General features: G+C 71.0%; 29 protein-coding genes and 1 pseudogene. 17 read left to right on the forward strand and 13 right to left on the reverse strand.

All coding sequences use genetic code 11. The features are described 5' to 3' along the window. Positions 1-58 precede the first annotated feature (58 nt). The 4 genes and pseudogenes from ACFYZ8_RS07505 to ACFYZ8_RS07520 form a co-directional block, all read right to left on the reverse strand. Positions 59-526, reverse strand: coding sequence for a peroxiredoxin (locus ACFYZ8_RS07505; protein ID WP_359037710.1), 468 nt, complete (start codon positions 524-526; stop codon positions 59-61). Beyond that, positions 523-903 carry a MauE/DoxX family redox-associated membrane protein gene (locus ACFYZ8_RS07510; protein ID WP_388531512.1) on the reverse strand — a complete coding sequence of 127 codons (381 nt, stop codon included), beginning with the start codon at positions 901-903 and terminating at the stop codon, positions 523-525. Before ACFYZ8_RS07510 ends, ACFYZ8_RS07505 begins: the two co-directional genes overlap by 4 nt. A gap of 71 nt (positions 904-974) precedes the next feature. Beyond that, positions 975-1,307, reverse strand: a pseudogene (locus ACFYZ8_RS07515) (helix-turn-helix transcriptional regulator); the annotation flags it as partial. Positions 1,308-1,478: 171 nt separating this feature from the next. Next, positions 1,479-1,943 carry an Lrp/AsnC family transcriptional regulator gene (locus tag ACFYZ8_RS07520; RefSeq protein ID WP_388531510.1) on the reverse strand — a complete coding sequence of 155 codons (465 nt, stop codon included), beginning with the start codon at positions 1,941-1,943 and terminating at the stop codon, positions 1,479-1,481. 108 nt (positions 1,944-2,051) lie between these two features. Between ACFYZ8_RS07520 and ACFYZ8_RS07525 the strand changes: the two genes are divergently transcribed. Further along, complete coding sequence (locus ACFYZ8_RS07525; RefSeq protein ID WP_388531508.1) at positions 2,052-2,546, forward strand: DUF2000 domain-containing protein; 495 nt, start codon at positions 2,052-2,054, stop codon at positions 2,544-2,546. Between the two features lie 118 nt (positions 2,547-2,664). Here ACFYZ8_RS07525 and ACFYZ8_RS07530 read toward each other — a convergent pair whose 3' ends face one another. Then, a complete protein-coding gene (locus ACFYZ8_RS07530) occupies positions 2,665-3,309 on the reverse strand; it encodes a helix-turn-helix domain-containing protein (RefSeq protein ID WP_359037730.1) in 645 nt (214 codons plus the stop codon). Between the two features lie 226 nt (positions 3,310-3,535). Here ACFYZ8_RS07530 and ACFYZ8_RS07535 point away from each other — a divergent pair, with 226 nt between their 5' ends. The 3 genes from ACFYZ8_RS07535 (at position 3,536) to ACFYZ8_RS07545 (ending at position 6,154) form a co-directional block, all read left to right on the forward strand. Continuing rightward, on the forward strand, positions 3,536-5,020 hold the full coding sequence (locus tag ACFYZ8_RS07535) for an MFS transporter (protein ID WP_359037732.1): 1,485 nt from the start codon (positions 3,536-3,538) through the stop codon (positions 5,018-5,020). Between the two features lie 262 nt (positions 5,021-5,282). Further along, complete coding sequence (locus tag ACFYZ8_RS07540) at positions 5,283-5,474, forward strand: hypothetical protein (protein ID WP_388531506.1); 192 nt, start codon at positions 5,283-5,285, stop codon at positions 5,472-5,474. Next, positions 5,471-6,154, forward strand: coding sequence for a response regulator (locus ACFYZ8_RS07545; RefSeq protein ID WP_388531505.1), 684 nt, complete (start codon positions 5,471-5,473; stop codon positions 6,152-6,154). Before ACFYZ8_RS07540 ends, ACFYZ8_RS07545 begins: the two co-directional genes overlap by 4 nt. Before the next feature lie 4 nt (positions 6,155-6,158). On the opposite strand, the gene ACFYZ8_RS07550 is transcribed toward ACFYZ8_RS07545, so the two are convergent. Further along, on the reverse strand, positions 6,159-6,872 hold the full coding sequence (locus ACFYZ8_RS07550; RefSeq protein WP_388531503.1) for a TetR/AcrR family transcriptional regulator: 714 nt from the start codon (positions 6,870-6,872) through the stop codon (positions 6,159-6,161). 117 nt (positions 6,873-6,989) lie between these two features. Here ACFYZ8_RS07550 and ACFYZ8_RS07555 point away from each other — a divergent pair, with 117 nt between their 5' ends. The 8 genes from ACFYZ8_RS07555 to hemC all read left to right on the forward strand — a co-directional run bounded on the left by ACFYZ8_RS07555 (position 6,990) and on the right by hemC (position 13,391). Further along, positions 6,990-7,739, forward strand: a complete 750-nt coding sequence (locus tag ACFYZ8_RS07555; RefSeq protein WP_359037740.1) for an SDR family oxidoreductase — start codon at positions 6,990-6,992, stop codon at positions 7,737-7,739. 57 nt (positions 7,740-7,796) lie between these two features. Continuing rightward, positions 7,797-8,168 (forward strand): VOC family protein, encoded by a 372-nt coding sequence (locus tag ACFYZ8_RS07560; RefSeq protein ID WP_359037742.1) that lies wholly within the window; start codon positions 7,797-7,799, stop codon positions 8,166-8,168. A 126-nt stretch (positions 8,169-8,294) separates the two neighbouring features. Further along, positions 8,295-9,275, forward strand: a complete 981-nt coding sequence (locus tag ACFYZ8_RS07565) for an ATP-dependent DNA ligase (protein WP_388531501.1) — start codon at positions 8,295-8,297, stop codon at positions 9,273-9,275. Positions 9,276-9,406: 131 nt separating this feature from the next. After that, a complete protein-coding gene (locus ACFYZ8_RS07570) occupies positions 9,407-10,183 on the forward strand; it encodes an NPP1 family protein (protein WP_388531499.1) in 777 nt (258 codons plus the stop codon). A gap of 100 nt (positions 10,184-10,283) precedes the next feature. Next, a complete protein-coding gene (locus ACFYZ8_RS07575; RefSeq protein WP_388531497.1) occupies positions 10,284-11,309 on the forward strand; it encodes a questin oxidase family protein in 1,026 nt (341 codons plus the stop codon). Between the two features lie 122 nt (positions 11,310-11,431). Further along, entirely contained in the window at positions 11,432-11,950 is a 519-nt protein-coding gene (locus tag ACFYZ8_RS07580) for a hypothetical protein (RefSeq protein WP_388531496.1), read from the forward strand. Then, positions 11,947-12,414, forward strand: a complete 468-nt coding sequence (locus ACFYZ8_RS07585; RefSeq protein WP_388531494.1) for a GNAT family N-acetyltransferase — start codon at positions 11,947-11,949, stop codon at positions 12,412-12,414. Before ACFYZ8_RS07580 ends, ACFYZ8_RS07585 begins: the two co-directional genes overlap by 4 nt. A gap of 41 nt (positions 12,415-12,455) precedes the next feature. Then, positions 12,456-13,391 (forward strand): hydroxymethylbilane synthase, encoded by a 936-nt coding sequence (hemC, locus tag ACFYZ8_RS07590; RefSeq protein WP_388531493.1) that lies wholly within the window; start codon positions 12,456-12,458, stop codon positions 13,389-13,391. A gap of 13 nt (positions 13,392-13,404) precedes the next feature. On the opposite strand, the gene ACFYZ8_RS07595 is transcribed toward hemC, so the two are convergent. The 4 genes from ACFYZ8_RS07595 to ACFYZ8_RS07610 form a co-directional block, all read right to left on the reverse strand. Then, positions 13,405-13,920 carry a hypothetical protein gene (locus ACFYZ8_RS07595; RefSeq protein WP_359037757.1) on the reverse strand — a complete coding sequence of 172 codons (516 nt, stop codon included), beginning with the start codon at positions 13,918-13,920 and terminating at the stop codon, positions 13,405-13,407. Between the two features lie 192 nt (positions 13,921-14,112). Next, on the reverse strand, positions 14,113-14,955 hold the full coding sequence (locus tag ACFYZ8_RS07600; RefSeq protein ID WP_388531491.1) for an ABC transporter permease: 843 nt from the start codon (positions 14,953-14,955) through the stop codon (positions 14,113-14,115). After that, positions 14,915-15,736, reverse strand: a complete 822-nt coding sequence (locus ACFYZ8_RS07605; protein WP_388531490.1) for an ABC transporter ATP-binding protein — start codon at positions 15,734-15,736, stop codon at positions 14,915-14,917. The genes ACFYZ8_RS07600 and ACFYZ8_RS07605 overlap by 41 nt, the downstream gene beginning before the upstream one ends. Further along, entirely contained in the window at positions 15,733-16,188 is a 456-nt protein-coding gene (locus ACFYZ8_RS07610) for a MarR family transcriptional regulator (RefSeq protein WP_359037763.1), read from the reverse strand. The genes ACFYZ8_RS07605 and ACFYZ8_RS07610 overlap by 4 nt, the downstream gene beginning before the upstream one ends. A gap of 252 nt (positions 16,189-16,440) precedes the next feature. Between ACFYZ8_RS07610 and ACFYZ8_RS07615 the strand changes: the two genes are divergently transcribed. After that, on the forward strand, positions 16,441-17,229 hold the full coding sequence (locus ACFYZ8_RS07615) for an RNA polymerase sigma factor SigF (protein ID WP_388532122.1): 789 nt from the start codon (positions 16,441-16,443) through the stop codon (positions 17,227-17,229). Positions 17,230-17,244: 15 nt separating this feature from the next. Here ACFYZ8_RS07615 and ACFYZ8_RS07620 read toward each other — a convergent pair whose 3' ends face one another. Continuing rightward, complete coding sequence (locus ACFYZ8_RS07620; protein WP_359037765.1) at positions 17,245-17,577, reverse strand: ANTAR domain-containing protein; 333 nt, start codon at positions 17,575-17,577, stop codon at positions 17,245-17,247. A gap of 169 nt (positions 17,578-17,746) precedes the next feature. Here ACFYZ8_RS07620 and ACFYZ8_RS07625 point away from each other — a divergent pair, with 169 nt between their 5' ends. Continuing rightward, positions 17,747-18,550 (forward strand): VOC family protein, encoded by an 804-nt coding sequence (locus ACFYZ8_RS07625; protein WP_359037767.1) that lies wholly within the window; start codon positions 17,747-17,749, stop codon positions 18,548-18,550. A gap of 354 nt (positions 18,551-18,904) precedes the next feature. Here the strand turns inward: ACFYZ8_RS07625 and glgX are convergent, their stop codons facing one another. Both glgX and ACFYZ8_RS07635 read right to left on the reverse strand, forming a co-directional pair. Then, the gene (glgX, locus tag ACFYZ8_RS07630; RefSeq protein ID WP_388532120.1) at positions 18,905-21,001 is read right to left on the reverse strand and encodes a glycogen debranching protein GlgX; all 2,097 of its coding nucleotides are present in this window, start codon (positions 20,999-21,001) and stop codon (positions 18,905-18,907) included. 44 nt (positions 21,002-21,045) lie between these two features. Beyond that, a complete protein-coding gene (locus ACFYZ8_RS07635; protein WP_359037769.1) occupies positions 21,046-21,540 on the reverse strand; it encodes a pep a2 in 495 nt (164 codons plus the stop codon). A gap of 246 nt (positions 21,541-21,786) precedes the next feature. Between ACFYZ8_RS07635 and ACFYZ8_RS07640 the strand changes: the two genes are divergently transcribed. The 3 genes from ACFYZ8_RS07640 to treS all read left to right on the forward strand — a co-directional run bounded on the left by ACFYZ8_RS07640 (position 21,787) and on the right by treS (position 25,851). Continuing rightward, positions 21,787-22,086, forward strand: a complete 300-nt coding sequence (locus tag ACFYZ8_RS07640) for a DUF5133 domain-containing protein (protein WP_388531488.1) — start codon at positions 21,787-21,789, stop codon at positions 22,084-22,086. A gap of 73 nt (positions 22,087-22,159) precedes the next feature. Then, on the forward strand, positions 22,160-24,136 hold the full coding sequence (locus tag ACFYZ8_RS07645; protein ID WP_388531486.1) for an alpha-1,4-glucan--maltose-1-phosphate maltosyltransferase: 1,977 nt from the start codon (positions 22,160-22,162) through the stop codon (positions 24,134-24,136). Further along, positions 24,133-25,851, forward strand: a complete 1,719-nt coding sequence (treS, locus tag ACFYZ8_RS07650) for a maltose alpha-D-glucosyltransferase (protein ID WP_359036717.1) — start codon at positions 24,133-24,135, stop codon at positions 25,849-25,851. The genes ACFYZ8_RS07645 and treS overlap by 4 nt, the downstream gene beginning before the upstream one ends. Positions 25,852-25,866 lie beyond the last annotated feature (15 nt).

The raw sequence follows: 25,866 nt of genomic DNA on the forward strand, positions 1-25,866 counted from the left end.
CAGGATGGTCCCTTTGTCAGACCGCATCAACCGAAACGGGGCAACCGGGCCCCGTCCGTCACTCGCGGTGTGCGCGCAGGGCCTCGAGGGCGCGGTCGGCGTGGGTGTTCATGCGCAGTTCGCTGCGGACGACCTCCAGCACGGTGCGGTCCTCGGCGATGACGTAGGTGACCCGCTTGGTGGGCGCCAGGGAGAAGCCGCGCTTGACCCCGAACAGCTCGCGTATCTTGCCGTCGACGTCGGACAGGAGGGGCATGCCGAGGGTGTGGCGTCCGGCGAACTCCTGCTGGCGTTCGACGGTGTCGCCGCTGATGCCGACGGGCTGTGCGCCGACGGCGGCGAACTCGGCGGCAAGGTCGCGGAAGTGGCAGGCCTCCGCGGTGCAGCCCGCGGTGAGTGCGGCGGGATAGAAGAAGAGGACGACCGGGCCGTCGGCGAGCAGCTCGGACAGCTTGCGGCTGGTGCCGGTCTCGTCCGGGAGCTCGAAGTCCTCGACGGTGTCGCCGGTCTCCATCACCTTGCTCATGCCTGGCCCTCCGCGTTCTTGGCGATACTGCGCGCCCACAGCACGAGCGGGAGCTGGAGCGGCAGCCGCCCGATGGCCGCGGCCTTCTGGGGCGCGGGGCGGTGGCGCCAGTCGACGGCCATCTTGACGTTGGCGGGGAACACCCCGACGAAGAAGGCGGCGGTGGCGAGCGCGGCGGTCCGCCGGGTCTTCGGCAGCGCCAGACCGGCGGCGAGCGCGAGCTCCACGGCGCCGCTGGCGTAGGTCCAGGTCCGGGGCTTTCCGGGCAGGGCCTCGGGGATGGTCGCGTCGAACGAGCGCGGTGCGCGGAAGTGGGCGACACCCGCGGTGGCCAGCAGGCCGGCGAGCAGCAGGGGCGAACGTGGGGACCGTGACACGGTTCCTCCTTCAGGGGGCTGCCGCGCACATTACTGGACGGTACAGACACCTCCTACGGCGGCCTCGGGGGTTACGGGGAGCGGCGGTTGTGGGTGCCCGGGGTGTAGCCGAGGGAGCGGCGGAAGACGTCGATGAAGGCGCTCGCGGAGGACCAGCCGCAGCGGTGGGCGACGGCCGTGCCGGGGACGTCGTCGGCCGGCATGCGCAGGGCCGCGTGGTACAGGCGCGACTGGGTGCGCCACTGCGGGAACGTCATGCCGGACTCGCCGCGGAAGAGACGGCTGAGTGTGCGCTCGGAGGCCTGGGTCGCGGCACCGAGGGCGGCCAGGGTGCGCGGGTCGGCGGGGTCCGCGTGGACGAGCGCGCAGAGCGCGGTCAGGCGGGGATCGGCCGCGGGCATCGGCCCGTGCGGCACGGCCTTGTCGCCGAACATCAGCTTCCACTGCGCCTTCTGGGCGGCCCAGGTGGGACTGATGAGACACACCCGGACCGGCCGCGCCGCCTGAACCGGCGCTCCGGCGAAGCGATGGCCTGCGCCCGCTGGAGAAGCCGTTTCTCCGAGGCTCCACGGCGACTACTCGATGCCGTGCGCTGGGCGGATGCGGTGGTTCGTGAGGTGTTCGTAGACGATCGAGGTGCGCACATCAGCGACCTCGGGGCGTTCGGTGAGGCGGTCGATGACGAAGGCGTAGAGGCTGGCGTTGTCGGGAACGGCGGCGTGCAGGATGAAGTCCTCGGTGCCCGTGGTGACGAAGACGCCGAGGATGTCCGGCAGGCCCATGGCCCAGTTGCGGAAGCTCTCGATCACCGGGCGGGACGGTGGCCGGACGCGCACGGCGATGAGTGCCTGCACCGGGCGCCCGATCGCGGTGAGGTCCACGTCGAGGATCGCGCCCCGGATGATCCCGCGTCGGCGCAGAGCCCGGGTGCGGTCGAGCGCCGTGGTCGGGGACACACCGACCGCTGCGGCCACCTCCCGGTTGGTCTTCCGTGCATCCGACTGCAATTCCCTCAGAATCGCCGTATCAAGTTCGTCCATGGCCACCTCAGGAACCATCCTTCCGTCATACGTACGGTCTCTTTGGCTTACTTCCGTAGGCATGTCTAGCATCTCGCTCAGCTTCCGTACGAAATGAGGAGCGAGCCCATGAGTGTGGCCACGGTCAATCAGTCCGACGGCACGGCGGTCGGCTTCACCCCGAACGAGGTCGACCTCAGCCTGTCGACCCGCTCGGCTCGCCTGAAATGGGTGATCGTCGTCAACAGCGAGCTGCCGCCGGGCCGCGCCGCGAACGCCGCGGTCTGCGCCGCCGCTCCGACCGTGTCGCGAGTTCCCGGCCTGCTGGGGGCGGACGTCTTGGACGCCACGGGGTCCGTCCACCCGGCGCTGCCCTGGGTGGGTTGCTCCGTACTGACCGCCGATCCGGCCACGCTGCGCGCCATTCGCGAGAAGGCGGCCTCGTACGCCGACACCTTCGTCGCCGACATGCCCGCTGTCGCCCAGCACACCCTCGTCTACACCGACTACGCCGCCTCCGTGGAGAACACCGACAGCACGGAACTGGACTACTGCGCGGTCAGCATCGTCGGCCCGGGCAACCGCGTCTCCAAGATCGTCGGAAAGCTGCCCCTGATGGGCTGAGCGGCGAGGAGGGCGGGTGCCGGCCGGTCGCCGACGCTGCCCGCGGGTCAGGAGCCCCGCCCCTTCGTGGGGAAGCGCGCACCTCTCGGCGGCCTCCCCGCCCGCCTCAGGCCCCCCTCTACCGGGTGACCGGCGCCGTCCACATGGCGACCACGACGTCACCGAGACCGGTGGCGGCGTCGTACCAGTTGGCGCGGGGCGTCGGAGTGTTCTCCGCGAGCGCCCGCTCACGGTCGGCTGCCATGTGCACGATCAGGTGGCGGATCATCTCGGCCCGCTCGGCGCGGACGTCGGCGGGCAGTTCGGGCAGACAGCGGTTCAGGCCCTCGACGATCTCCCGGAGCAACGGCGAGGACATCGACTCCTCGACCATGATCTGCTGGAGCACCGGGTCGGTCATGACCTGCGCGCAGAACCGGGCGTACCAGGTGGGGCTGCCCAGCGCGGCGAGGTGTTCGGGCACCGGCCGGACCAGGCAGTCCACCCAGTCGCGTACATCCGTGGAGCCGCGCGCCCCGGCCAGCAGCCGGGCGCGGATCTCCTCGATGCGGGCGTGGTGCTTGCGGGCGATCGCCCGGACCAGGTCGGCCTTGGTGCCGAAGTGGTAGCCGACCGCGGCGTTGTTGCCCTGCCCTGCGGCCTCGCTGACCTGCCGGTTGGACACCGCGAGGACACCGCGCTCGGCGAAGAGCCGCTCCGCGGCGGCGAGGATCAGTTCCCGGGTCGCGCTGACCTGTTCCTCGCGTACCGTCCTGCCGGCCATGCTCACCACCCGCACCGGGACTTCACTGAGCGCTCCGACGGCCAGTCCCTCGAGCCGCCTGAGGTCCGCCGGGGTACGGCGCGTTCCAGTGCCGGAAGCCTACGCAACCCACTCATCGCTCCCGCGATCACCGCAGGACCACGACAGGCGAGCTCAGTAAGCTAAGTCAAGCACATGACTTAAACTCGGCCAGGTTCCGGCCGCTCCCCTGCCTTGGAGGCCCCTCATGTCCGACGCTCCCGCCAGATCCGCCGACGCGGGTGCGGTGGCCCCGCCGCGGCCGAACGCCGTCGTGGCGGTGCTGGCCTTCGCCGGAATCGTCGTCTCGCTGATGCAGACCCTGGTGATCCCCATCGTGCCGGAGCTGCCCAAGCTGCTCGACGCCCCGGCCTCGGACACCGCGTGGGCGGTCACCGCGACCCTGCTCGCGGCCGCGGTCGCCACCCCGGTCGTCGGACGGCTCGGCGACATGTTCGGCAAGCGCCGGATGCTGCTGCTCAGCGTGGTGATGCTGGTGGCCGGATCGGTGGTCTGCGGACTCAGTGACGCTCTGGTCCCGATGATCGTCGGCCGTGCCCTCCAGGGCCTGTCCTCGGGTGTCATCCCGCTCGGCATCAGCATCATGCGCGACGAGCTGCCCGCCGAGCGCCTGGCGGGGGCCACCGCGCTGATGAGCGCCTCCCTCGGCGTCGGTGGCGCCCTGGGTCTGCCGACCGCCGCGCTGATCGCGGACCACTTCGACTGGCACGTCCTGTTCTGGGCTTCGGCGGCGATGGGCGCGACAGCGCTCGTCCTCGTCCTGGCACTCGTGCCGGAGTCCCGGGTGCGCACCGGCGGCCGCTTCGACGCGGTCGGCGCGGTCGGCATGGCAGCCGGCCTGGTCTCCCTGCTGCTGGCCATCTCGAAGGGCGCGGACTGGGGCTGGACCAGCGGCACCACGCTCGGCCTGTTCGCCGCGGCCGTGATCATCCTGCTGGCCTGGGGCTTCTTCGAACTGCGCACCGTCCAGCCGCTGGTCGACCTGCGCACCACCGCCCGCCGCCAGGTCCTGTTCACCAACCTCGCCTCGATCGCGATCGGCTTCTCGATGTTCGCGATGTCGCTGGTGCTGCCGCAGCTGCTCCAGCTGCCCACCCGGACCGGATACGGCCTGGGCAGGTCCCTGCTGACGGCCGGTCTGGTCATGGCGCCGTCCGGACTGGTGATGATGGCCCTGGCGCCGGTCTCCGCTGCCGTGTCCAAAGCCAAGGGCCCCAAGGTGACGCTGATGATCGGCGCCCTGATCGTGGCCGCCGGCTACGGGCTGAACATCGTGCTGATGTCCGAGGTCTGGCACCTGGTGCTGGTCTCGTGTGTGATCGGCGCCGGCATCGGGTTCACGTACGGCTCCATGCCCGCGCTCATCATGGGCGCCGTACCCGCCTCGGAGACGGCGGCCGCGAACAGCCTCAACACCCTGATGCGGTCCATCGGTACGTCCTGTGCGAGCGCCATCGCCGGTGTCGTCCTCGCGCAGATGACCATCGACCTCGGCGGCTACGCCCTGCCGTCCGAGAGCGGCTTCAGGACCGTCATGGCGGTCGGCGCGGGTGCCGCGCTCCTCGCCTTCGCCCTCGCCTCCTTCATCCCGCGCCCGCGCGCCGCGGTCCCGGCGGAGATTCCCGCCCCCGCGACCGCGGAGACGTCGACCGGGGCCCCGTCCGGGCACTGACGCCCCGCCCCTGATGGCCGGCGACCGCCGGCCATCAGGTCCTGCCCGGGGTGGACCCGGCCCTGGCGCGTACTGCGTCTCAGTAGGCGCGACAGTCGGCGGTGGTACGACGACGAGCGGACCCGGTTCGGGAAGACTGACGATCCGACCGCGCTGCTCGGACGCGAAGCCCGTCGGCGGGACGCCGCGCGCCGCGCCCGGCACGCGGGGACCACCATGGTTCCGGGAGACGACCGGGTTCCAGGACACGACCGGAGAGCAGATGGACATCCCCTTGAGGCGCTACGCCGACGATCATGTCCGTACGGTCGTCGCCATGGCGACCGGGCTGCCGCTGCCCGCGCTCCTCCAGGCGGACGTCAGCCGCAGGGACACCGGCCGGCCGGACGCGGCGGGCCGCCCCCGGTTCCCGCCCGACCTCGCCGCACCGGAACGCCGGGAACGGATCTCATGACCATCCGCGTACTGCTCGCGGACGACCAGGCCCTGCTGCGGGCCACCTTCCGCATCCTCATCGACTCGTGCGACGACGTGGAGGTGGTCGCGGAGGCCACCGACGGCGCCGCGGCGACCGACCTCGCGCGCGTCCACCGACCCGACGTGATCCTGATGGACATCCGTATGCCGGGGACCGACGGCCTGGCCGCCACGTCCGCGATCTGCGCGGATCCTGAGCTGACCGGCACCCGGGTCCTGATCCTGACCACGTTCGAGATCGACGAGTACGTCGCGCAGGCGCTGCGGTCCGGTGCCAGCGGCTTCCTGGGCAAGGACGTCACCGCCGAGGCCCTGCTCGACGGCATCCGCACCGTGGCGGCCGGTGACTCCCTGCTCTCCCCCGGCGCCACCCGTACCCTCATCACCCGCTTCCTGTCGGCCCCCGGCCTGGGCACCCGGCTCGCGGCCGCCGACGGCCTGAGCGGTCTCACCACCCGCGAACGCGAGGTGATGGCCTGGGTCGCCGAGGGGCACTCCAACGACGAAATCGCGGCCAAGCTCTTCGTCAGCCCCCTGACCGTGCGCACCCACGTCCACCGCGCGATGACCAAGCTGGGCGCCCGGGACCGGGCCCAGCTCGTCGTGATGGCCTATCAGTCGGGTCTGGTGCCAGCGCTGCCGCCCGAGGAGCGCTGAACCCTCACCTCTCGGAGAGTCTCTCCAGCCACTGCTGGAGCAGGGCCGACTCCGCCGAGGTGAGCGTCGGCGGCAGCTCGGCACGCAGGCGTGCCGCGAGCGTGGCGGCCGCGACGGGCACCGAGCCGCCCTCCCGAGGCGCGTCGAGGTCGGCGTCGAGGTCGGCGGGCCGGGTCGCCGAGTCCAGCACCGAGTCCAGCACCGCGTCGCGCAGCCGCCGCGAGAACTTCGCGTCCGCGTACTGCTCGGGTCTGGTCAGCATCGACAGGGCCGCGCCGACATTGGCGGACATGATCATCTGCGTCGCCAGAGCGGGCGGCACCGTCAGCCGCCCCTCGGCCGCGCAGCGTTCGAGGATGCCGTGCAGCAGGTCGTGCGCCTCCTGGGCCGCCGCCGGGGGCACGGTCAGCTCGGGCGAGTACATCAGGCGGTAGTGGCTGGGGTGCTCCAGCGCGAAGCGCATGTGGTTGTCCCAGCCGCTCTTCAGGTCCTCGACCGGATCCTGGCTCGGCCGCGCCGCCCGCTTGGACGCGAGGTACCGCTCGAACCCCCGGTCGACGACAGCGGCCAGCAGACCGGCCTTGTCGCCGAAGAGCCGGTAGAGCATCGGCGCCCCGACCCCTGCCTTCTCGCACACGGCACGCGTGGAGACATCTGCGGCCGACGCGCCGGCCAGCAGCTCGGTGGCCGCTTCCAGGATCTTTTCCCTCGCATCCATGCCCCCACCGTACGCCATTCGTATCGACGATACGAATTCACTGTTACCGACGCTACGAATCTGTGTTATCGTTGATACGGACAGGTCGTAGCAGCGCTAACAGAGAAGGATGCGGTCATGACCACTCAGCCCCGGACGGAACAGCGCGTCGCGATCGTGACCGGCGGATCGCGCGGCATCGGACGGCAGATCGCCCAGCAGCTCGCCGCCGACGGTTTCGCGGTCGTCGTCGGGTACGCGGGCAACAAGGAGGCCGCAGCCGACGCCGTGCGCACCATCGAGGAGGCGGGCGGCACCGCCTTCGCCGCCCGCGCGGACGTCGCCGACGAGAGCGAGGTGGCCGCCCTGTTCGACCTGGCGGAGGCCACGTACGGCGGTGTCGACGCGGTGGTCCACTCCGCGGGCCGGATGCCGCTGTCCCCTGTCGCGGAACTCGACCTCGCCGAGCTCGACTCCCTGTACCGCACCAACATCCGCGGCACCTTCGTCGTCGACCAGCAGGCAGCGCGCCGACTGCGCCCGGGCGGCGCGCTCGTCAACCTCTCCAGCTCGGTCGTCGGGCTCGCCTTTCCCGGGTACGGCGCCTACGCGGCCAGCAAGGGCGCGGTCGAGGCCGTCACCCTGATCCTCGCCCGTGAGCTCCGCGGCCGGGACGTCACCGTCAACGCCGTGGCACCCGGCCCGACGGCGACCGACCTCTTCCTCGACGGCAAGGACGAGGAGACCGTCGCCCGTCTGGCGGCACAGCCTCCGCTGGAGCGGCTGGGGACGCCGCAGGACATCGCCCATGTCGTGTCCTTCCTGGTGAGCCCGGCGGGCCACTGGGTCAACGGCCAGGTGCTGCGGGCCAACGGCGGCATCATCTGACCGCCCGTCACCAGCGCCGCCCACCGTGTTGTCCGATGCGCCGCCTACGATGCCCGGATGCGGCCACACTTCACCGGCACCTCCCTGATCACCGACGACGTCCCGGCGCTCGCCGCCTTCTACGCGAGAGTCCTCGACGCGCAGGTGGAGGGCGAGGGGCCCTTCGCCCGCGTGACGGTTCCCGGGGCCGTCCTGTCCTTCTTCTCCACCCAGGGGATGGAGTCGATGGTGCCCGGTTCGATGAGCGCCGCCGCGAGCGGAAGCTTCACCCTGGAGTTCCGGGTCACCGACGTGGACGCACGCCACGAACGGCTCACGACCCAGGGCGTCGAGATCCTCAAGCCGCCGACCACCCAGCCCTGGGGCCGCCGGTCGGTGTGGCTGCGGGACCCGGACGGCAACATCGTCAACCTGTACCAGGAGAACTGAAGTAGACGGCCTTGCCGTCCGTCACCCTTCGCGCAGAGGGCCGAGCAGGCTCCCGGGCGCCGCCCGTTCAGGGGAAACCGCAGGGCGGGGCGCGTGGCGGCGGGCGCCCGCGTCGACAACTCACCCGTGACCCTCCCGCTGATCCCGCCCATGCTCGCCACTCCCGGCACCCTGCCGCCCGCCGCGCAGGACGGACGCTGGGCCTACGAGACCAAGCAGGACGGCCAGCGGGTGGTCGTCTACCTCGCCGGGAACGGCGACCTCGTACTGCGCGCCCGGTCCGGGGAGGAGATCACCGGCGCCTATCCCGAACTGCGGTCGCTGGGCGACGCGCTCGGTGCCACACCCGCCGTGCTCGACGGGGAGATCCTGGCGCTGGACGAACAGGGGCACGCGGACTTCCAGTTGCTCCAGCCGCGCATGCAGTTGGCCCACGCCCCTGCCAGGGCCGCGCGCCGGGCGGCCGAAGCGCCCGTCCATCTCGTGCTGTTCGACCTGATGCACCTGGGGCGGCGCTCGCTCCTCGCCCTCCCCTACACACGGCGGCGGGCGCGACTGGACGAGCTGGAACTCTTCGGGCCGCACTGGTCCACACCCGCCGCCCTCGTCGGTCACGGCGAGCAGGCCCTGCGCGCCACCCGTGAGCACGGCCTGGAGGGCCTGGTCTGCAAACGGCTCGACTCGGTGTACGAACCCGGGGTGCGCTCCCGCGCCTGGATCAAGATCCGGAACATGCTCAGCGAGGACGTCGTCGTGGGCGGCTGGCTGCCCGGCAAGGGCCGGCTCACGGGCCTGCCCGGCGCGGTGCTGGTCGGCCAGCGGGGCGGAGGGCGGCTGCGGTACGTCGGCAATGTGGGCACCGGCTGGAGCGAGGCGGAACGGACGGAGCTCGCCTCGCTGCTGGCCGCCGCGGCGACGGACGTGTGCCCCTTCGACCCCGCGCCCCGGGTCCCGGGCGCGCGCTGGGTGCTGCCCCGGCTGGTCGGCGAGGTCCGCTACAGCACCCGCACCCGGGCGGGGTTGCTGCGCCAGCCGTCCTGGCTGCGGCTGCGACCGGATCTGGCGCCGGAGGACTCCTCGGCCGACCTCCCCGACGAACCGTCATGATCGGAGAATTGGGCGGGCCTTAACCGGAACGACGCCTTCGACCTCTTGGCGCGGACATGAAAAGCCGGGAAGCTGAACTCCCCAGTAACCCCACAGCCGTTGGGCTGCGCCCGGATCACGAGGAGGACGCAGTGGCGTCATCGTCGCTCAAGAAGCACCGTACGAGGTGGCTGACCGGCCTGGCCGGCGCCGCCGCGCTCGTCGTCGCCTTCCCCTCCGCCGCGTTCGCCGCTCCGCCCAAGGCGCTGCCCGCCAACGCCGAGAGCGCCGAGTTCACCTACCAGCCGGCCTTCGACTACGACACGGACGGCTGCTACTCGACGCCCGCCATCGGCCCCGACGGCACGATCAACGGCGGCCTGAACCCGACGGGTTCGCTCAGCGGCGACTGCCACGACGCCTCGGACCTGGACAACACCAACACGTACTCGCGCTACAAGTGCAACAACGGCTGGTGCGCCTACATGTACGGCCTGTACTTCGAGAAGGACCAGGCGGTCGCGAACAGCAGCATCGGCGGACACCGGAACGACTGGGAGCACGTCGTGGTCTGGGTGCAGAACGGCACGGTCCAGTACGTGTCGACGTCCAACCACGGCTCGTTCACGGTCAGCGCGGCCTCGAGCGTCCGCTTCGACGGCACGCACGCGAAGATCGTCTACCACAAGGACGGCATCAGCACGCACTGCTTCCGGCTGGCCAACTCCAACGACGAGCCGCCGGAGAACGCCAAGGGCACCTGGCAGTACCCGCCGCTGGTCGGCTGGAACGGCTACCCGTCGGGGCTGCGCGACAAGCTGAGCGCGTACGACTTCGGCAGCGCCAACTTCGGCCTCAAGGACGCCAACTTCGCGGCCCACCTGTCGTCGGCGAAGCCGTCGGGGATCTCCTTCGACCCCAACGCCTGAGCCGGTGACACGATCGGGCGCGGGACCTAGGTCCTCCGTGGCCGCGGGTTCCGTCCCGCGCCCGATCCCCGCCGGTCCGCACCCGCATAACGTCCTGTGCATGGACACGACCAACACGAGCGACAAGAGCGGGTACCTCGAAGAGGCCCTGGACCGCGTCCACGCGTCGGGCCCGGAGCGGGAGGGCTGGCTGACCAACCACGCCCCCATGGTCGTCGAGGCGCTCGCCGCGCACGGCCAGGCCCGCTCGGTGCACCGGTGGCTGGACCTGTACCGGGACAGGCTGGAGGACTTCCCCGATCGCACCGCCCCCGTCACGGACGACAACTGGCCCTCGGCACTGGGCGATCCGCGCCGGATCGCGGACTGGACGGACCATTTCTCCCGCACCCTCGCCGAGCGCCCCTGGAAGGACGTCCTCGCCGAGTGGTGGCCGCGCCTGCTGCCGGGCTTGTACGGCGGTGCCACGCACACCGTCATCCGGGTCGGCCACGCCGTCCGCGCCCTGGAGGCCGACGAGAACACGCCCCGGCTCACCGAGCTCGCGCACGCGCTGGGCTACTGGGCGGCACGGCACCAGCCCGTGACCGGGCTCGCGGAACTGCCGGGCGCGACCACCGCCGCGGACGCCCTGGAAGCCGTACCGGCCATCGAGCGCGGGCACGTGGGGTTCCGGAACCGGCTGGCCGCCGTGCGCCGACTGCCGGTGTGGGCGCGGGACGTCACCGACCCCGACACCGCGAAGGCGCGGCTCACCGAGCTCGTCCGCGCGGCGACCCACCGCTACGCCACCCACGGCCACGGCGAGCCGACCATGCTCGTGCACGCCGCCACGGCCCCCAACGCCGTGCTGCGGGCCCTGGATTCCCTGCCGCGTGACCAGTGGGTCCCCAGTCTGCAGGCGGCCTGGACGGCGTCCGCGGCGGTCACGGCGATGTACGCGCCCGCGGCAGCCGTCGCCTTCTCCCCGCCCGGACGCCTCACCGCCGAGGAGGTCGTGGAACGAGCACTCGCCCACGGCGACGAGCACGTCATCAAGCTCACCGACACGGCCCTGGACATCGGCGACGACCAGGCGCTCGCGGCCGCCCTGCGCTCGGTCGAACTCAGCGAGCCGCTCGCCTGAGACCACCTCATGGCGACGCAGAGCCCTGGCGCCGGTCGCGCTCGCGGTGCTGTCCCGGCCGGAACCGGTCGTCTCGTGGGCGGCGGTGGACGCACCCGAGCCCGGCGTCCGATGATGGCCGAATGGATCTTCACCAGGAGCTGCCCGCCGCCGTCGACACCGAGGCCCTGCCGGCCCTCGCCGACTCCCACCACGCCCGTCCCGTGCGGCCGTTGGGCACCAGGGAGGCCGCCGGTCACCTGGTGAAGGTGTACGCGCTGGAGGCCCCCGGCCGCACCGTGTCCGACCAGGACGCCGAAGCCGGGCTGCGGATCGCCGCGCGCCATCTCGAACTCGGCCCGCTGCGGGGCTCCCTGGGGCTCGCCGTCCCGATCGTGCACGCGGGCGGCGACGGCGACTACGTCCTCGTCCACAGCTGGATCGAGGGCGACATGGCGGACCTGGTGATCTTCGCCGGCCCGGCGGGCAAGCCCGACGCGCTGCGACCCGGCCGGGCGGGACTCTCGCCGTGCGTGTGGGAGGCCGCCGTACTCGCGCACGAACGGAACGCGTACTCCCGGCACGTCCTGGACGGCACCGGACCGCTCGCCGGCCGGCTGGCGGCCTGGAGCGCGGACACCCTCACGGGCGAGGTCCGATGAGCAAGGCCGCCGTCGTCCGGCACGCCGAGCGCGCCGACCTCCCGGCGGTCGCCGAACTCGCCGCCCGGCACGCCGAGTACGAGAAGGCCGCGCCGCCCCCGGCCGACCTGCCCGCCCGGCTGGCCGCGCTCCTCTTCGACAATCCCACGCCCCGCCTGCGCTGCCTGGTGGCCCAGCTCCCGGACGGCGAACTCGTCGGCTACGCCACCTGCGCGCCCGAACTCTCCACCTGGGAGGGCCGCGAGTACCTGCACATGGACTGCCTGTTCCTGCTGCCCGGGCACCGCGGTCTCGGACTCGGTGTGCTGCTCATGGACGCCGTCGTCGCGCAGGCCCGAGCGCTCGGGCTGGGCGAGGTGCAGTGGCAGACGCCGACGTGGAACGAAGGGGCGATCCGCTTCTACGACCGGATGGGCGCCCGCGCGAGGCAAAAGGCGCGCTACTCCCTACCCGTTGAGCCCTGAGCGTCAAACACCGAACCTCCGCAGGGTCTATCGTGTCCCGCATGTCCCTCCCGGAACTGATCCGCATCGTCTCCCGTGACTCGCCGATGGCGCTGGCCCAAGTGGAGCGTGTCAGAAGCGAGTTGACGGCCCTGTACCCCGGTGTGCGCACCGAGGTCGTGCCGGTGAGGACCACCGGTGACAAGTGGATGGGCGACCTGTCGAAGGTCGAGGGCAAGGGCGCGTTCACCAAGGAGGTCGACGCCGCGCTGCTGGCCGGTGAGGCCGATCTCGCGGTGCACTGTGTGAAGGACGTGCCCGCCGACCGGCCGCTCCCGGCGGGCACGACGTTCGCGGCGTTCCTCAAGCGGGACGACATCCGTGACGCCCTGATCCACCCGGGCGGCCTCACCCTGGACGAACTCCCGGAGGGGACCCGGATCGGCACGTCCTCGGTGCGCCGCGTGGCCCAGCTGGCCGCCACCCACCCGCACCTGGAGTGCGTGCCGTTCCGCGGCAACGCCAACCGGCGGCTGGCCAAGCTGGAAGCGGGCGAGGCGGACGCGCTGCTGCTCGCGGTCTCCGGCCTGGAGCGCATCGGCCGAGAGGACGTGATCAGCGAGATCCTCTCCCCCGAGACGATGATGCCGCCGATCGGCGCGGGCATCCTCGCCCTTCAGTGCCGGGAGGGCGACACCGCGCTGATCGACGCGGTCAGCGCGCTGGGTGATCCGGACACCTTCCGGGAGGCGACCGCCGAGCGGATGTTCCTGCATGTGCTGCAGGGCCACTGCAACAGCCCGATCGCGGGATACGCGCGCGTGGACCACGGGGGCGAACTGTCCCTGCGGGCCTGTGTGTTCACCGCGGACGGCAAGACGCGGCTGAACGCCCACGAGTGGGCGGGGCGGCTCGATCCGGCCACGCTGGGCACCTCGGTCGCCGTGGCGCTGCTGCGTCAGGGCGCCCGCGAGATCATCGACGGCATCCCGCACTGAGGCCCGCGCGGGATCAGGCGGTGCCCTCTTCGGCCTGGTCCCGCAGGAAGTTGCTGATCTGGCAGGCCAGGCCCTCACGGCCCGCGCCCACGTGGGCGGCGCCCTCGTCGAGTCCGATGCCGCCCGCCCACAGCCGGCGGTCCGCCCACTCGTCGTCGACCCGCAGCTGGATCTGCACGTCGATCTGGCCGAGGCTCGCCTCCGGTCCCGCCGCGAACAGCACGGCGGTGGCGCGGCGCAGCGGGTAGACGTCGAAGCCCTCGATGAACTGCGAGTTGCGCCAGTCGATGAAGGCGCTCTCGCCGTCGGGGCCGAGCCGCACATCGATCTGGCCGTCCTCGAGGTGGACGGTGGGATGCAGGGCGCCGCGGTTCTCGACGGTCACCCGGACGCTGAAGTACGTGAGCCCTTCGGCGGCGTCGTCGCGTCCGCGCGGCGGCTCGGCCGCCTCCAGACGGTGGACGCGGACACGCAGACCGGCATGCTCGTCGTACTCCTGCCAGTCCCCGACCACGTTGGGCTCGTACACAGTGCACCTCTTCGACCTCAGAGAGCTGCTTCCTATCTGTGTGCTCAATGCACTGTCAAATGAGCAGAATGCGCTGTGGCCAGGGAATTCACCCCCTTTGATCGCTGATCAAGCCGTGCGCAGGAACAATCCGCCGAGCGGCCGGAAAAACCCTTGCGCGGGCGTGCCGCACATCACGTTCCGCACGCATGATCAACGGGCCAGGCGCCCCAGGAGCGAGGAGGCCGCGGTGATGCCGAGGACCGCGGCCACCGCCAGCACTCCGAAGTCGAGCGCCAGATGGGCGTGCGTGCCGAGGAGGAGGCCGCGCAGGGCGTCGACTTCGTAGCTGAGCGGGTTCACCTTGCTGACGGCCTGGAGCCAGCCCGGCATGACGGACAGCGGGTACAGGGCGTTGGAGCCGAAGAAGAGCGGCATGGTGATGGCCTGCCCGATGCCCATCAGGCGGTCCCTGCTGAGCACGATGCCGGCGATGGTGATCGACAGGCAGGAGAAGAACGCCGAGCCGAGGATCACGATCACCCCGACACCGAGGAGCCTGAGCGGGTTCCAGGTCAGGGACACTCCGAGCAGGGCGGCGATGACTATGACGACGGCGGCCTGGATCAACGACTTCACGCCGGCCGCGAAGGCCTTGCCGGTGGTGAGCGCCGAGCGCGGGGTGGGGGTGACCAGGAGCTTGTTGAGGATGCCCGCGTCCCGCTCCCAGATGATCTGGATGCCGTAGAAGATCGCGATGAACATCGCCGACTGGGCGATGATGCCGGGTGCCAGGTAGTCGATGTAGGGGATGCCCTCGGTGGGGATCGCCTTGATGCGGGTGAAGGTCTGGCCGAAGATCAGCAGCCACAGGGCGGGCTGGACGGCGCGGGTGTAGAGCTCGGTGCGGTCGTGGCGGAGCTTCTGGAGCTCGACGGCGCACATCGCCACCACCCGGGCGGGCAGCAGGCGCCAGCCCGCGCGGGGCTCCGGCGGCTTCAGCAGCAGACTGATGTCAGCCGACACGGTTCGCGGTGCGGCGGGTGCTTCGGACATCGCGGAAATCCCCTCCCTCGTCTTCGAGTCCGCTGCCGGCGACGTCACGGAAGACGTCCTCCAGGGTCGGCAGCGCGTCGGTGCCCCGCTCCTCGGCCAGTCCCCGCCTGAGTTCTTCGGGGGTGCCGAGGGCGCGGACGCGGCCGCGGTGCATGAGGCCGACCCGGTCGCAGTACTGGTCGGCCTCGTCCATGTAGTGGGTGGTCACGAGGACGGTCATGCCGGTCGCCTCGCGTACGGCGTTGATGTGCTCCCACACGCCGGTCCGGGCGATCGGGTCGAGGCCGATGGTCGGCTCGTCGAGGATCAGCAGCCGGGGCGCGCTGACCAGGGCCTGGGCGAGTTCGAGGCGGCGGACCATGCCGCCCGAGTAGGTGCCGGCGAGCCGGTTGGCGGCGTCGGTGAGGTCGACGGCGGCCAGGGCCTGGGCGACGCGTTCGGCGCGTTCCTTGCGGGCGACGTCGAAGACGCGGGCGAACAGGGTGACGTTCTCCCGGCCGGTGAGGTTGGCGTCGGCGGACAGCTGCTGCGGGACGTAGCCGAGCAGACGGCGTACGGCCATCGGGTCGGCGGCGGTGTCGCGGCCGAAGACATGGATCATGCCGGCCGGGACGGGGAGCAGGGTGGTGATGCAGCGGATGGCGGTGGTCTTGCCGGCGCCGTTGGGGCCGAGCAGTCCGAAGACCTCGCCCTCCTCGACGGTCAGGTCCAGCCCGGCCACCGCTTTGGTGTCCCCGAAGGCGTAGGTCAGCCCGGTACAGGAAACAGCGTCGGATGTCATGCGTCCTCGGCCTCCTCGTGCAGATTGACGGCGAGCGCGCGCAGGGCGGGCAGGGCGGCGCGCAGGGCTTCCTGATCGGCCGCGTCCAGCCGGGTGACCTGCCGGCTCACGAGCGCGACCCGCCGCTGTTTCCACTCCGAGAGCCGGGTCTCGGCCTTCTCGGTGAGCAGCAGCCGGGCGGCGCGCCGGTCGGCGGGGTCGGTCTCGCGGACCAGGTGGCCGTCCTTGACCAGCTGGTTGACCAGGGTCGAGACGGAGTTCCCGGCCAGATGCAGTTCCTTGGCGGCATCGGAGACGCCGATGCCGGGCCGGGACTCGACCAGGCGCAGCAGTTCGACCTCGGCGCCACGCAGTCTCGGCACGGTCAGCCCGGCGCGCAGCCTGCGCCTGAGCAGCCGCTGCACGCCGACGAGGGCGTCGGCCAGCTCTTCCGGGAAGGTCTCTTCGTCCACCCGCCTGACATTACCTCTGTGTCAGAGGCATCTCACCCAAGACCTGGTCAAACACATATGTGGCGATCTGCGACATTTGTTTTGTTTCACCCGGAAGGGGGTATGCTGGCACCAGTGCTTCGGACAGGAGGCACGTCCGTGGGAGCCCCGCCGAGCGGGTCCCGGATGTCTCCTGGATGACTTCTCAGGATCCGAATGCGCGATCTCCCACGGTGTCTGTCCACCCAGCACCCGCTCAGGGAGGTGCGCGACATGTCCGTCGCCACCAGAACGAAGCCGCATCCGCACGACGACGCCCCCGACACCAACGCGGCGTTCGAGCGCTTGGCACAGCTTCCGGACGGCCCGGAGCGCAAGGCCCTGCGGGACGAGCTCGTGGAGCTCTGGCTGCCCATGGCCGAGCGGATCGCCGTGCGCTTCCGGGGCCGCGGGGAGTCCCTCGAAGACCTCTACCAGGTGGCCGCCCTCGGGCTCGTCAAGGCCGTCGACCACTACGACCCGGCCCGCGGCAGCGCCTTCGAGGCGTACGCGGTGCCGACCGTGACCGGCGAGATCAAGCGGCACTTCCGCGACCACATGTGGACGCTGCACGTACCGCGGCGGGTGCAGGACCTGCGCAACCGGGTCCGGCAGGCCTCGAAGGAGCTCTCGCAGACGCCAGGGCGGTCGCCCACCGTCGCCGAGATCGCCGAGCTGGCCCATCTGACCGAGGACGAGGTACGCACCGGCGCGGAGGCGCTGGAGTGCTTCTCGGCGCTGTCCCTGGAAGCGGAGATGCCCGGCACCGAGGGCTACGCCCTGAGTGACGCGCTCGGCGGCCCCGACCCCGGCTACGACGTGGTCGTCGACCGGGTCGCCGTCGGCCCCTGCCTCAAGGCCCTTCCCGAGCGCGAGCGGACCATCCTGTACCTGCGCTTCTTCCGGGGCATGACACAGAGCGGCATCGCCGAGGAACTCGGCATCTCGCAGATGCATGTGTCCCGGCTGCTCAGCACCTGCTTCGCCCACCTGCGCGAGGAAGTCCTTTCGGACTGCGGCTGAGCCTCCCGGCCCGCGTCACTCGGGGGCCGCACCCGGGATCTGCGTGGGACCGTAGCGGTCGAGGGCCTCTTCGAGCTCCACGCGGATCTCCGGGGGCATGTTCCCGGTCCGGCCCCAGATGAGGATCAGGTCGGCGACGTTGCGCAGCTTGATGTTCGTGTGCTGCGAGACGTCCTTCAGCACCTGCCAGCCCTCGTCCGGGCCGACCCTGCCGAGCGCGACGACCATGCCGATGGCCTGGTCCACGACCGCGTGGGAGGCGACCGCCTCCTTGAGCTGGCCGATCTCCTCCTGCAGCGCGAAGATCCGGTCCGACTCGTCGGCGGGTTCGTTCGGTACGACTGGCACGTCTCCATCCTGTCACTCGGACGGGGCGACGCCACCGGGCGGAGGCGAACGGGCCACCGTTTCGGCGTCGCCCCCGGGGTACTCGGCAGGCGCCCGACGCGGTTCCGGAGACAGACTGGTGCAAGACCGCCCAGTGGCCGCCGGCCGACGAGAGCAGGACGCGACTGCCATGAACCACGATCCGAGACATCCCACCGCGACCGCGGACGTCGTCTCCACGCACCATGTCTTCGGTGCCCCCTGCTGGGTGAGCCTGACCAGCCGCGACGAGCAGGCCACGGAGGAGTTCTACGGGGCCGTCCTCGGGTGGGAGTGGCGGCCCGCCAAACTCGGCGAGCGCTTCAGGGTCGCGCTGGTCGACGGCACGCCGGTCGCCGGGATCGCCGCGGTGGCCTCGATGTGGCAGATGGCGGTGGCCTGGACGCCGTACTTCGCGGTGCCGAGCGCCGACGAGGCGGTGGCCCGCGTGCAGGAACGCGGCGGCACCCTGGCGGTCGGCCCGCTGTCCTTCCCGCCCGGCCGGGCGGCCCTGCTCTCCGACCGCGACGGAGCGACCTTCGGCATCTGGGAGGGCGAGCTCGTCGCGAACTGGGACGTCTGGCGCCGCGCCCAGCCGGCCTTCGTCCGGCTGCACACCCGCGACGCCTTCGACGCCGCGATCTTCTACGGCGAGGTCTTCGACTGGGCCTCGGAGCGCCCCGGCTGCTGCGAGGTCCGCTACGAGGGCGGCGAGGTGGTGCTGCACAGCGGCGGTGACGTGGTGGCCCGCATCGAGTCGGGGGCGCTGGGCTCGGCCCCCGATCCCGGTATCCGGCCGCACTGGCAGGTCCACTTCGCGGTCGCGGACGTGGCCGCCTGCGCCAAGGCCGCGGAGGTCCACGGCGGCAGCGTGCTCTCGCACAACGCCACGGAGGCGGTCCTGCGCGACCCCGACGGCGCCCTGTTCACGGTGACCTCCCGCCCCGCCCGCTGAGGACGAGACCCCGCCGCCCGCCCGGCACCCGCCGCCGGCCTCGCATCCCGCCCCGAGGGCACCCACCCCACGATCACCTCCCGCCGCAAGCTGAGGGCGAAACCCCCGGCCCCACACCCCAGGCCCTCCACCTGCGCACCGACCTCGCCCTCCACCCCGACCGCGCCCCGCCCACGGTCACCTCCGCCCCGCGCCGTGAGGACGAGACACCGGCGCCCGCCCCCTACAACCCCACGCCACGCCACGCCGTCCACCTGCGCACCGGCCTCGCCCTCCACCCCGACCCGCGCCCAGCCCACGGTCACCCCCGCACCGCGCTGACCGCCCCGAGGGCAAGGCGCCGGAGCGTCGCCCTCACGCCCCCGCGCGGGACGGCCTCGACAGGAGCACCAGGCTGCGCGCCTCGACCGTCATCTCCGTGCCGGCCTTGTGTTCCGCCTCGTCGGCGCCCTGGGGTTCGGCCGTGTCGAGTACGGCCGTCCAGCGTTCGCCGTACGCGGGGTCCGGGAGGCGGAAGTCGACGGGCTCCCAGTGGCCGTTCAGCAGCAGCAGGAACGAGTCGTCCACCACCCGGTTCCCCCGTGCGTCGGGTTCGGCGATGGCGTCGCCGTTGAGGAAGACACCGACCGCGTGCGCGTCGGAGCGCTGCCAGTCCTCCTCGGCCATCTCGCGGGCGTCCGGCAGCAGCCAGACCAGGTCGGGCAGCGGCTGCCCCGCGTGGGTCACGGTCTCGCCCCGGAAGAACCGGCGCCTGCGCAGCACGGGATGCGCCGCGCGCAGACCGATCACATGCCGCGTGAAGTCGGCCAGTTCGCGCTGCTCCTGGCTCAGCGCCCAGTCGATCCAGGAGATCTCGTTGTCCTGGCAGTAGGCGTTGTTGTTGCCCTGCTGGGTGCGGCCGAGTTCGTCACCGTGGCAGAGCATCGGGATGCCCTGCGAGAGCAGCAGGGTGGCGAGGAAGTTGCGCTGCTGGCGGGCCCGCAGTTCCAGGACGCCGGGGTCGTCGGTCGCGCCCTCGGCCCCGCAGTTCCAGGACCGGTTGGTGCTCTCACCGTCCTGGCCGTCCTCCCCGTTGGCCTCGTTGTGCTTGTCGTTGTACGAGACGAGGTCGCGCAGGGTGAACCCGTCGTGCGCGGTCACGAAGTTGACGCTGGCCCGCGGGCGCCGCCTGCTGTGCTGGTACAGGTCGGAGGAGCCGGTCAGCCGGGAGGCGAACTCACCGAGCGTGTGCGGCTCGCCCCGCCAGAAGTCCCGTACGGCGTCCCGGTACTTGCCGTTCCACTCCGACCACAGCGGCGGGAAGTTGCCGACCTGGTAGCCGCCCTCCCCCACGTCCCACGGCTCCGCGATCAGCTTGACGCGGCTGATCACCGGGTCCTGCTGGATGAGGTCGAAGAACGCGGAGAGCCGGTCCACCTCGTGGAACTGCCGGGCCAGGGTCGCCGCGAGGTCGAAGCGGAAGCCGTCGACATGCATCTCGGTCACCCAGTACCTGAGCGAGTCCATGATCAGCTGGAGCACGTACGGGTGCCGCATCAGCAGGCTGTTGCCGGTGCCGGTGGTGTCGTAGTAGTGCCCCCAGTCGCCGTCCACCAGGCGGTAGTAGGAGGCGTTGTCGATGCCCCGGAAGGAGAGCGTGGGGCCCAGGTGGTTGCCCTCGGCGGTGTGGTTGTAGACGACGTCGAGGATGACTTCGAGGCCGGCCTCGTGCAGCGCCTTCACCATCGTCTTGAACTCGGTGACCTGCTGGCCGCGGGTGCCGTGGGCGGCGTAGGCGTTGTGCGGGGCGAAGAAGCCGATCGTGTTGTAGCCCCAGTAGTTGGCGAGGCCGCGGTCCTGGAGCACCCCGTCCTGCACGAACTGGTGCACCGGCATCAGCTCGACGGCGGTGACGCCGAGGGAGGTCAGGTGGTCGACCACCGCGGGGTGCGCGAGACCGGCGTAGGTGCCGCGCAGTTCCGGCGGGACGTCGGGGTGGGTGCGGGTGAGTCCGCGGACGTGGGCCTCGTAGATCACACTGTCGGCGTAAGGGCGCCTCGGCGGCCGGTCGTCGCCCCAGTCGAAGGCCGGGTCGGTGACCACGCCGAGCATGGTGTGCCCGGCGCTGTCGGCCTCGGGGGTGTACAGGGAGGGGTGGTTGTCCATCTGCCCGTCCACCGCCTTGGCGTACGGGTCGAGGAGCAGCTTCGCCGGATCGCACCGGTGGCCGAGCGAGGGCTGCCAGGGCCCGTGCACCCGGTAGCCGTACCGCTGCCCGGGCCCGACGCCCGGCACGTAGCCGTGCCAGACGAAGCCGTCGACCTCGGTCAGCGGGACGCCCGTGTGGGCGCCCCGCTCGTCGACGAGGACGAGTTCCACGCGCTCGGCGACCTCGCTGAACAAGGCGAAGTTGGTTCCCTCGCCGTCGAACGAGGCGCCCAGCGGGTAGGGGTGCCCGCCCCAGGCCGGCACCCGCTTCCCGTTCCCGTGTGTCTTCTTCCTGGACGACGGCACGCTCAGCACCCGCCGTCCGCGGCCGAGGCGGCCAGGGCCGCGACCGGCATCTCGCGCGGCACCTGGAGCACCTCCCGCAGGCTGGGCGCGGGAGCCGTCGGCACCAGCGGGACGCGCTCGCCGGCGCGGGCCCGCTGCGAGAACCAGATGACCTTGCTGCCGGTGTCGGTGGCACAGCAGCCCCAGCCGTCGCTCATCGCGGCGATGCGCTCCAGACAGCCGCGCAGATCCAGGTCCGGACGCAGGTCGCAGTCGTTCTCGGCGACTGCGGTGATGAGGTGCTGGCCGTTCCACCACAGCTCGATGGAGGTGTTCTTGTCCGTCGCGTGCTCGTCGATGGCCTTGAGCAGCAGCTCGGTACCACGGCAGACCGGCTCGACCAGGGTGTCCAGGTCCCAGAGCCGTAGATGGGCGGCCAGGATGCGCCTGACCTGCCCGACCCGTTCCGGGCTGACCTCCACGTCGAGGTGGTAGTAGCAGGGCACTGCGGTCTTCATCGTCGCTCCTCACCGGCGAAGCTCCCACTCCTCCCGGCCCCCGCGGGACCGGACCCCGAAACACGGAGCGTGAGCGCTGATCGCTTCAGAGTCACTCCAGAGTGGGAGTGCTACGCCATTCGTGCAACACGAGCGATCGGTGAGGTCGTTGAAGAGCCAACAAGACGCTGAGTCGTTACGCGTGCACCATGAGTGAAGATCTCGCGAGTCCCGGATCTGCTCCAGCCCCGAAAGGTGAACGGCGCCATGCTGCTACCGGCCAAAGCCGAAGTCGCCAGGCAACTGCGGCGGTATCGCGCCTGGGAGCGCGTCATGCTGGCCTCCCCCGCCGACCGCACCGTCCGCGCCACCTTCGAGGACTCGGGTTACACGCTGTGCGTGCTGATGGGCAAGCGCTGCGCCCGTGAGGCGGCCGAGGCCGCCGAACGCTATCTGCGCTCCAGCGTGGTGGCCTACCTCCAGGAGCAGAGCGACCTTCCCCGCGCGGGGACCGTCGCCAGACGCGGTCCGCCGAGATCCGCGGAACGTTCCCCCGCGGGGAGGTAACCCTTCCGGCGCAGCTTCGATCCCCGGCCGGGCGCAGTCAGCGCCCGGCCTCTAGCACGGCGGAGGCGAGAGCATGAGTTCCACCCCGGTCATCGGCCGCATCCCGGTACGGGACGTCCGCCCTGCCGTGGAGTCCGGCAGACGCCCGGCGAAGGCGGTCGTGGGAGAGACGTTCGAGGTCACGGCGACGGTGTTCCGCGAGGGCCATGACGCGGTCGCCGCGAACGTCGTCCTGACCGATCCGGAAGGGCGGCACGGGCCGTGGACGCCGATGCGGGAACTGGCCCCCGGCAGCGACCGCTGGGGCGCGGAGGTCACCCCGGACGTGGAGGGCCGCTGGACCTATCGCGTCGAGGCCTGGAGCGACCCGGTCGGCACCTGGCGCCGCGTCGCCCGCATAAAGGTTCCTGCGGGTCTCGACACCGGACTGGTCCTCGAAGAGGGCGCCGAGCTCTACACCCGTGCGGCGGCGGGCGTCCCGGAGGGTCCGCAGCACGCGGTGCTGCTGGCGGCGGCGCAGACGCTCGCGGACGACTCGCTGCCGGTCGCCACCCGTTTGGCCGCGGCCCTGACACCGGATGTGGACGCGGTGCTCGCCCGCCACCCGCTGCGGGAGTTGATCACGGCGTCGGAGACGTTGCCGCTGCTGGTGGAGCGGGAGCGGGCGCTGTTCGGGTCGTGGTACGAGTTCTTCCCGCGTTCGGAGGGCACGGTGGAGCGGCCGCACGGCACGTTCCGCACCGCGGCCCGCCGGCTGCCGGCGATCGCCGCGATGGGCTTCGACGTGGTGTATCTGCCGCCGATCCATCCGATCGGCAGCACGTTCCGCAAGGGCCGCAACAACACCCTGTCCGCCGGTCCGGACGATGTGGGGGTGCCCTGGGCGATCGGCTCCCCGGAGGGCGGCCATGACGCGGTCCACCCGGATCTGGGCACGATCGAGGACTTCGACTGGTTCGTCCAGCAGGCCGCGGCCCACGGGCTGGAGATCGCGCTGGACTTCGCCCTGCAGTGCTCCCCGGACCATCCCTGGGTGCACAAACACCCGGAGTGGTTCCATCACCGTCCCGACGGCACGATCGCCTATGCGGAGAACCCGCCGAAGAAGTACCAGGACATCTACCCGATCGCCTTCGACGCCGATCTGGAGGGGCTGATCGCGGAGACGTGCCGGGTGCTGCGGCACTGGATGGACCACGGGGTGCGGATCTTCCGCGTGGACAACCCGCACACCAAGCCGGTGGTGTTCTGGGAGCGGGTGATCGGCGACATCAACGCCACCGACCCGGATGTGATCTTCCTGGCGGAGGCGTTCACCCGGCCGGCGATGATGCACACGCTGGCGCAGATCGGCTTCCAGCAGTCGTACACCTATTTCACCTGGCGCAACACCAAGCAGGAGCTGACCGAGTACCTGACGGAGCTCTCGGGTGAGGCGGCCTCCTACATGCGGCCGAACTTCTTCGCCAACACCCCGGACATCCTGCACGCCTTCCTTCAGCACGGCGGCCGTCCGGCGTTCGCGCTGCGTGCGGTGCTGGCCGCGACCCTCTCGCCGACCTGGGGCATCTACTCCGGCTACGAACTCGCCGAGAACACCCCGCTGCGCGCGGGCAGCGAGGAGTACCTGGACTCGGAGAAGTACCAGCTCAAGACCCGCGACTGGGACCGCGAGGACAGCCTGGCCCCCCTGATCACCCAGCTCAACACCATCAGGCGCCGCCACCCCGCCCTCCAGCGTCTCCGCAACATCCGCTTCCACCACACCGACAACGACGCGGTCATCGCCTACAGCAAGCGCACGGGCGACGACACCGTCCTGGTGGTGGTGAACCTCGATCCGCACCACACCCAGGAGGCCACGGTCTCGTTGGACATGCCGCAACTCGGCCTGGAACGGCACGAGTCCTTGTCCGTCCACGACGAACTGACGGGTGAGACCTACCGCTGGGGCAGCACCAACTACGTGCGCCTGGAGCCCGGCCGGGCGCCCGCACACGTGTTCCAGGTCCGTAGGTCGGCGCCTCAGATCGGAGGATCCACAGCGTGACTGTCAACGAGCCCGTCCACGACACCTTCGAGGACACCCCGGCGAAGGACCGGGACCCCGACTGGTTCAAGCGCGCGGTCTTCTACGAGGTGCTGGTCCGCTCCTTCCAGGACAGCAACGGCGACGGCGTCGGCGACCTCAAGGGCCTGACCGCCAAACTGGACTACCTCCAGTGGCTCGGTGTCGACTGTCTGTGGCTGCCGCCGTTCTTCAAGTCCCCGCTCAGGGACGGCGGGTACGACGTCTCCGACTACACCGCCGTCCTGCCGGAGTTCGGCGACCTCGCCGACTTCGTGGAGTTCGTCGACGCCGCCCACCAGCGCGGCATGCGCGTGATCATCGACTTCGTCATGAACCACACCAGCGACCAGCACCCGTGGTTCCAGGAGTCCCGCAAGAACCCGGACGGGCCGTACGGCGACTACTACATGTGGGCCGACGACGACAAGCAGTACGAGGAAGCGCGGATCATCTTCGTCGACACCGAGGCCTCCAACTGGAGTCACGACCCGGTGCGCGGCCAGTACTACTTCCACCGGTTCTTCTCCCACCAGCCGGACCTCAACTACGAGAACCCGGCCGTCCAGGAGGAGATCCTGGCCGCCCTCCGCTTCTGGCTCGACCTCGGTATCGACGGCTTCCGCCTCGACGCCGTCCCCTATCTGTACGCGGCGGAGGGCACCAATTGCGAGAACCTGCCCGCCACTCACCAGTTCCTGAAGCGGGTGCGCCGCGAGATCGACGCGATGTACCCGGACACGGTACTGCTGGCCGAGGCCAACCAGTGGCCGGAGGACGTCGTCGACTACTTCGGCGACTACCAGGCCGGCGGCGACGAATGCCACATGGCCTTCCACTTCCCGGTCATGCCCCGCATCTTCATGGCCGTCCGCCGTGAGTCCCGCTACCCGATCTCGGAAATCCTCGCCAAAACCCCCGCGATCCCCTCCGGCTGCCAGTGGGGCATCTTCCTGCGCAACCACGACGAGCTGACGCTCGAAATGGTCACCGACGAGGAACGCGACTACATGTGGGCCGAGTACGCCAAGGACCCACGGATGCGCGCCAACATCGGCATCCGCCGCCGGCTCGCCCCGCTCCTCGACAACGACCGGGACACGATCGAGCTGTTCACCGCCCTGCTCCTGTCACTGCCCGGCTCGCCGATCCTCTACTACGGCGACGAGATCGGCATGGGCGACAACATCTGGCTCGGCGACCGCGACGCCGTACGCACCCCCATGCAGTGGACCCCCGACCGCAACGCGGGCTTCTCCACGGCCGATCCGGGCCGGCTCAACCTGCCGATCATCATGGACCCGGTCTACGGACACCAGGTCACCAACGTCGAGGCCTCGATGGCCTCACCGGCCTCCCTGCTGCACTGGACCCGCCGGATGATCGAGATCCGCAAGCAGAACCCGGCGTTCGGTCTCGGCACCTTCACCGAGCTCCACTCCTCCAACCCCGCGGTGCTGGCCTTCCTGAGGGAGTACGAGGACGACCTGGTCCTGTGTGTGAACAACTTCTCGCGGTTCGCCCAGCCCACCGAGCTGGATCTCCGTGAGTTCGACGGCCGGCACCCGGTCGAGCTGTTCGGCGGGGTGCGGTTCCCGGCCATCGGTGAACTGCCGTATCTGCTGACCCTCGGCGGGCACGGCTTCTACTGGTTCCGGCTCTCCCGAGTCGCATCCCGCATCGGCCGACGCCTGTGAGCGTGCCGACGAAAG

The sequence above is a fragment of the Streptomyces sp. NPDC001668 genome, from assembly GCF_042893155.1.
In the GTDB taxonomy this organism is placed as follows: domain Bacteria; phylum Actinomycetota; class Actinomycetes; order Streptomycetales; family Streptomycetaceae; genus Streptomyces.

Excerpts from the sequence above, each read along its gene's own strand:
- ACFYZ8_RS07575 (WP_388531497.1), top strand. The coding sequence starts at position 10,284 with ATGGACACGACCAACACGAGCGACAAGAGCGGGTACCTCGAAGAGGCC.
- ACFYZ8_RS07580 (WP_388531496.1), top strand. The coding sequence starts at position 11,432 with ATGGATCTTCACCAGGAGCTGCCCGCCGCCGTCGACACCGAGGCCCTG.
- ACFYZ8_RS07530 (WP_359037730.1), bottom strand. The coding sequence starts at position 3,309 with ATGGCCGGCAGGACGGTACGCGAGGAACAGGTCAGCGCGACCCGGGAA.
- ACFYZ8_RS07535 (WP_359037732.1), top strand. The coding sequence starts at position 3,536 with ATGTCCGACGCTCCCGCCAGATCCGCCGACGCGGGTGCGGTGGCCCCG.
- ACFYZ8_RS07645 (WP_388531486.1), top strand. The coding sequence starts at position 22,160 with ATGAGTTCCACCCCGGTCATCGGCCGCATCCCGGTACGGGACGTCCGC.
- ACFYZ8_RS07520 (WP_388531510.1), bottom strand. The coding sequence starts at position 1,943 with ATGGACGAACTTGATACGGCGATTCTGAGGGAATTGCAGTCGGATGCA.
- ACFYZ8_RS07600 (WP_388531491.1), bottom strand. The coding sequence starts at position 14,955 with ATGTCCGAAGCACCCGCCGCACCGCGAACCGTGTCGGCTGACATCAGT.
- ACFYZ8_RS07505 (WP_359037710.1), bottom strand. The coding sequence starts at position 526 with ATGAGCAAGGTGATGGAGACCGGCGACACCGTCGAGGACTTCGAGCTC.
- ACFYZ8_RS07540 (WP_388531506.1), top strand. The coding sequence starts at position 5,283 with ATGGACATCCCCTTGAGGCGCTACGCCGACGATCATGTCCGTACGGTC.
- ACFYZ8_RS07550 (WP_388531503.1), bottom strand. The coding sequence starts at position 6,872 with ATGGATGCGAGGGAAAAGATCCTGGAAGCGGCCACCGAGCTGCTGGCC.
- ACFYZ8_RS07615 (WP_388532122.1), top strand. The coding sequence starts at position 16,441 with ATGTCCGTCGCCACCAGAACGAAGCCGCATCCGCACGACGACGCCCCC.
- ACFYZ8_RS07525 (WP_388531508.1), top strand. The coding sequence starts at position 2,052 with ATGAGTGTGGCCACGGTCAATCAGTCCGACGGCACGGCGGTCGGCTTC.
- hemC (WP_388531493.1), top strand. The coding sequence starts at position 12,456 with ATGTCCCTCCCGGAACTGATCCGCATCGTCTCCCGTGACTCGCCGATG.
- ACFYZ8_RS07560 (WP_359037742.1), top strand. The coding sequence starts at position 7,797 with ATGCGGCCACACTTCACCGGCACCTCCCTGATCACCGACGACGTCCCG.
- ACFYZ8_RS07625 (WP_359037767.1), top strand. The coding sequence starts at position 17,747 with ATGAACCACGATCCGAGACATCCCACCGCGACCGCGGACGTCGTCTCC.
- ACFYZ8_RS07555 (WP_359037740.1), top strand. The coding sequence starts at position 6,990 with ATGACCACTCAGCCCCGGACGGAACAGCGCGTCGCGATCGTGACCGGC.
- ACFYZ8_RS07545 (WP_388531505.1), top strand. The coding sequence starts at position 5,471 with ATGACCATCCGCGTACTGCTCGCGGACGACCAGGCCCTGCTGCGGGCC.
- ACFYZ8_RS07605 (WP_388531490.1), bottom strand. The coding sequence starts at position 15,736 with ATGACATCCGACGCTGTTTCCTGTACCGGGCTGACCTACGCCTTCGGG.
- ACFYZ8_RS07635 (WP_359037769.1), bottom strand. The coding sequence starts at position 21,540 with ATGAAGACCGCAGTGCCCTGCTACTACCACCTCGACGTGGAGGTCAGC.
- ACFYZ8_RS07640 (WP_388531488.1), top strand. The coding sequence starts at position 21,787 with ATGCTGCTACCGGCCAAAGCCGAAGTCGCCAGGCAACTGCGGCGGTAT.
- ACFYZ8_RS07585 (WP_388531494.1), top strand. The coding sequence starts at position 11,947 with ATGAGCAAGGCCGCCGTCGTCCGGCACGCCGAGCGCGCCGACCTCCCG.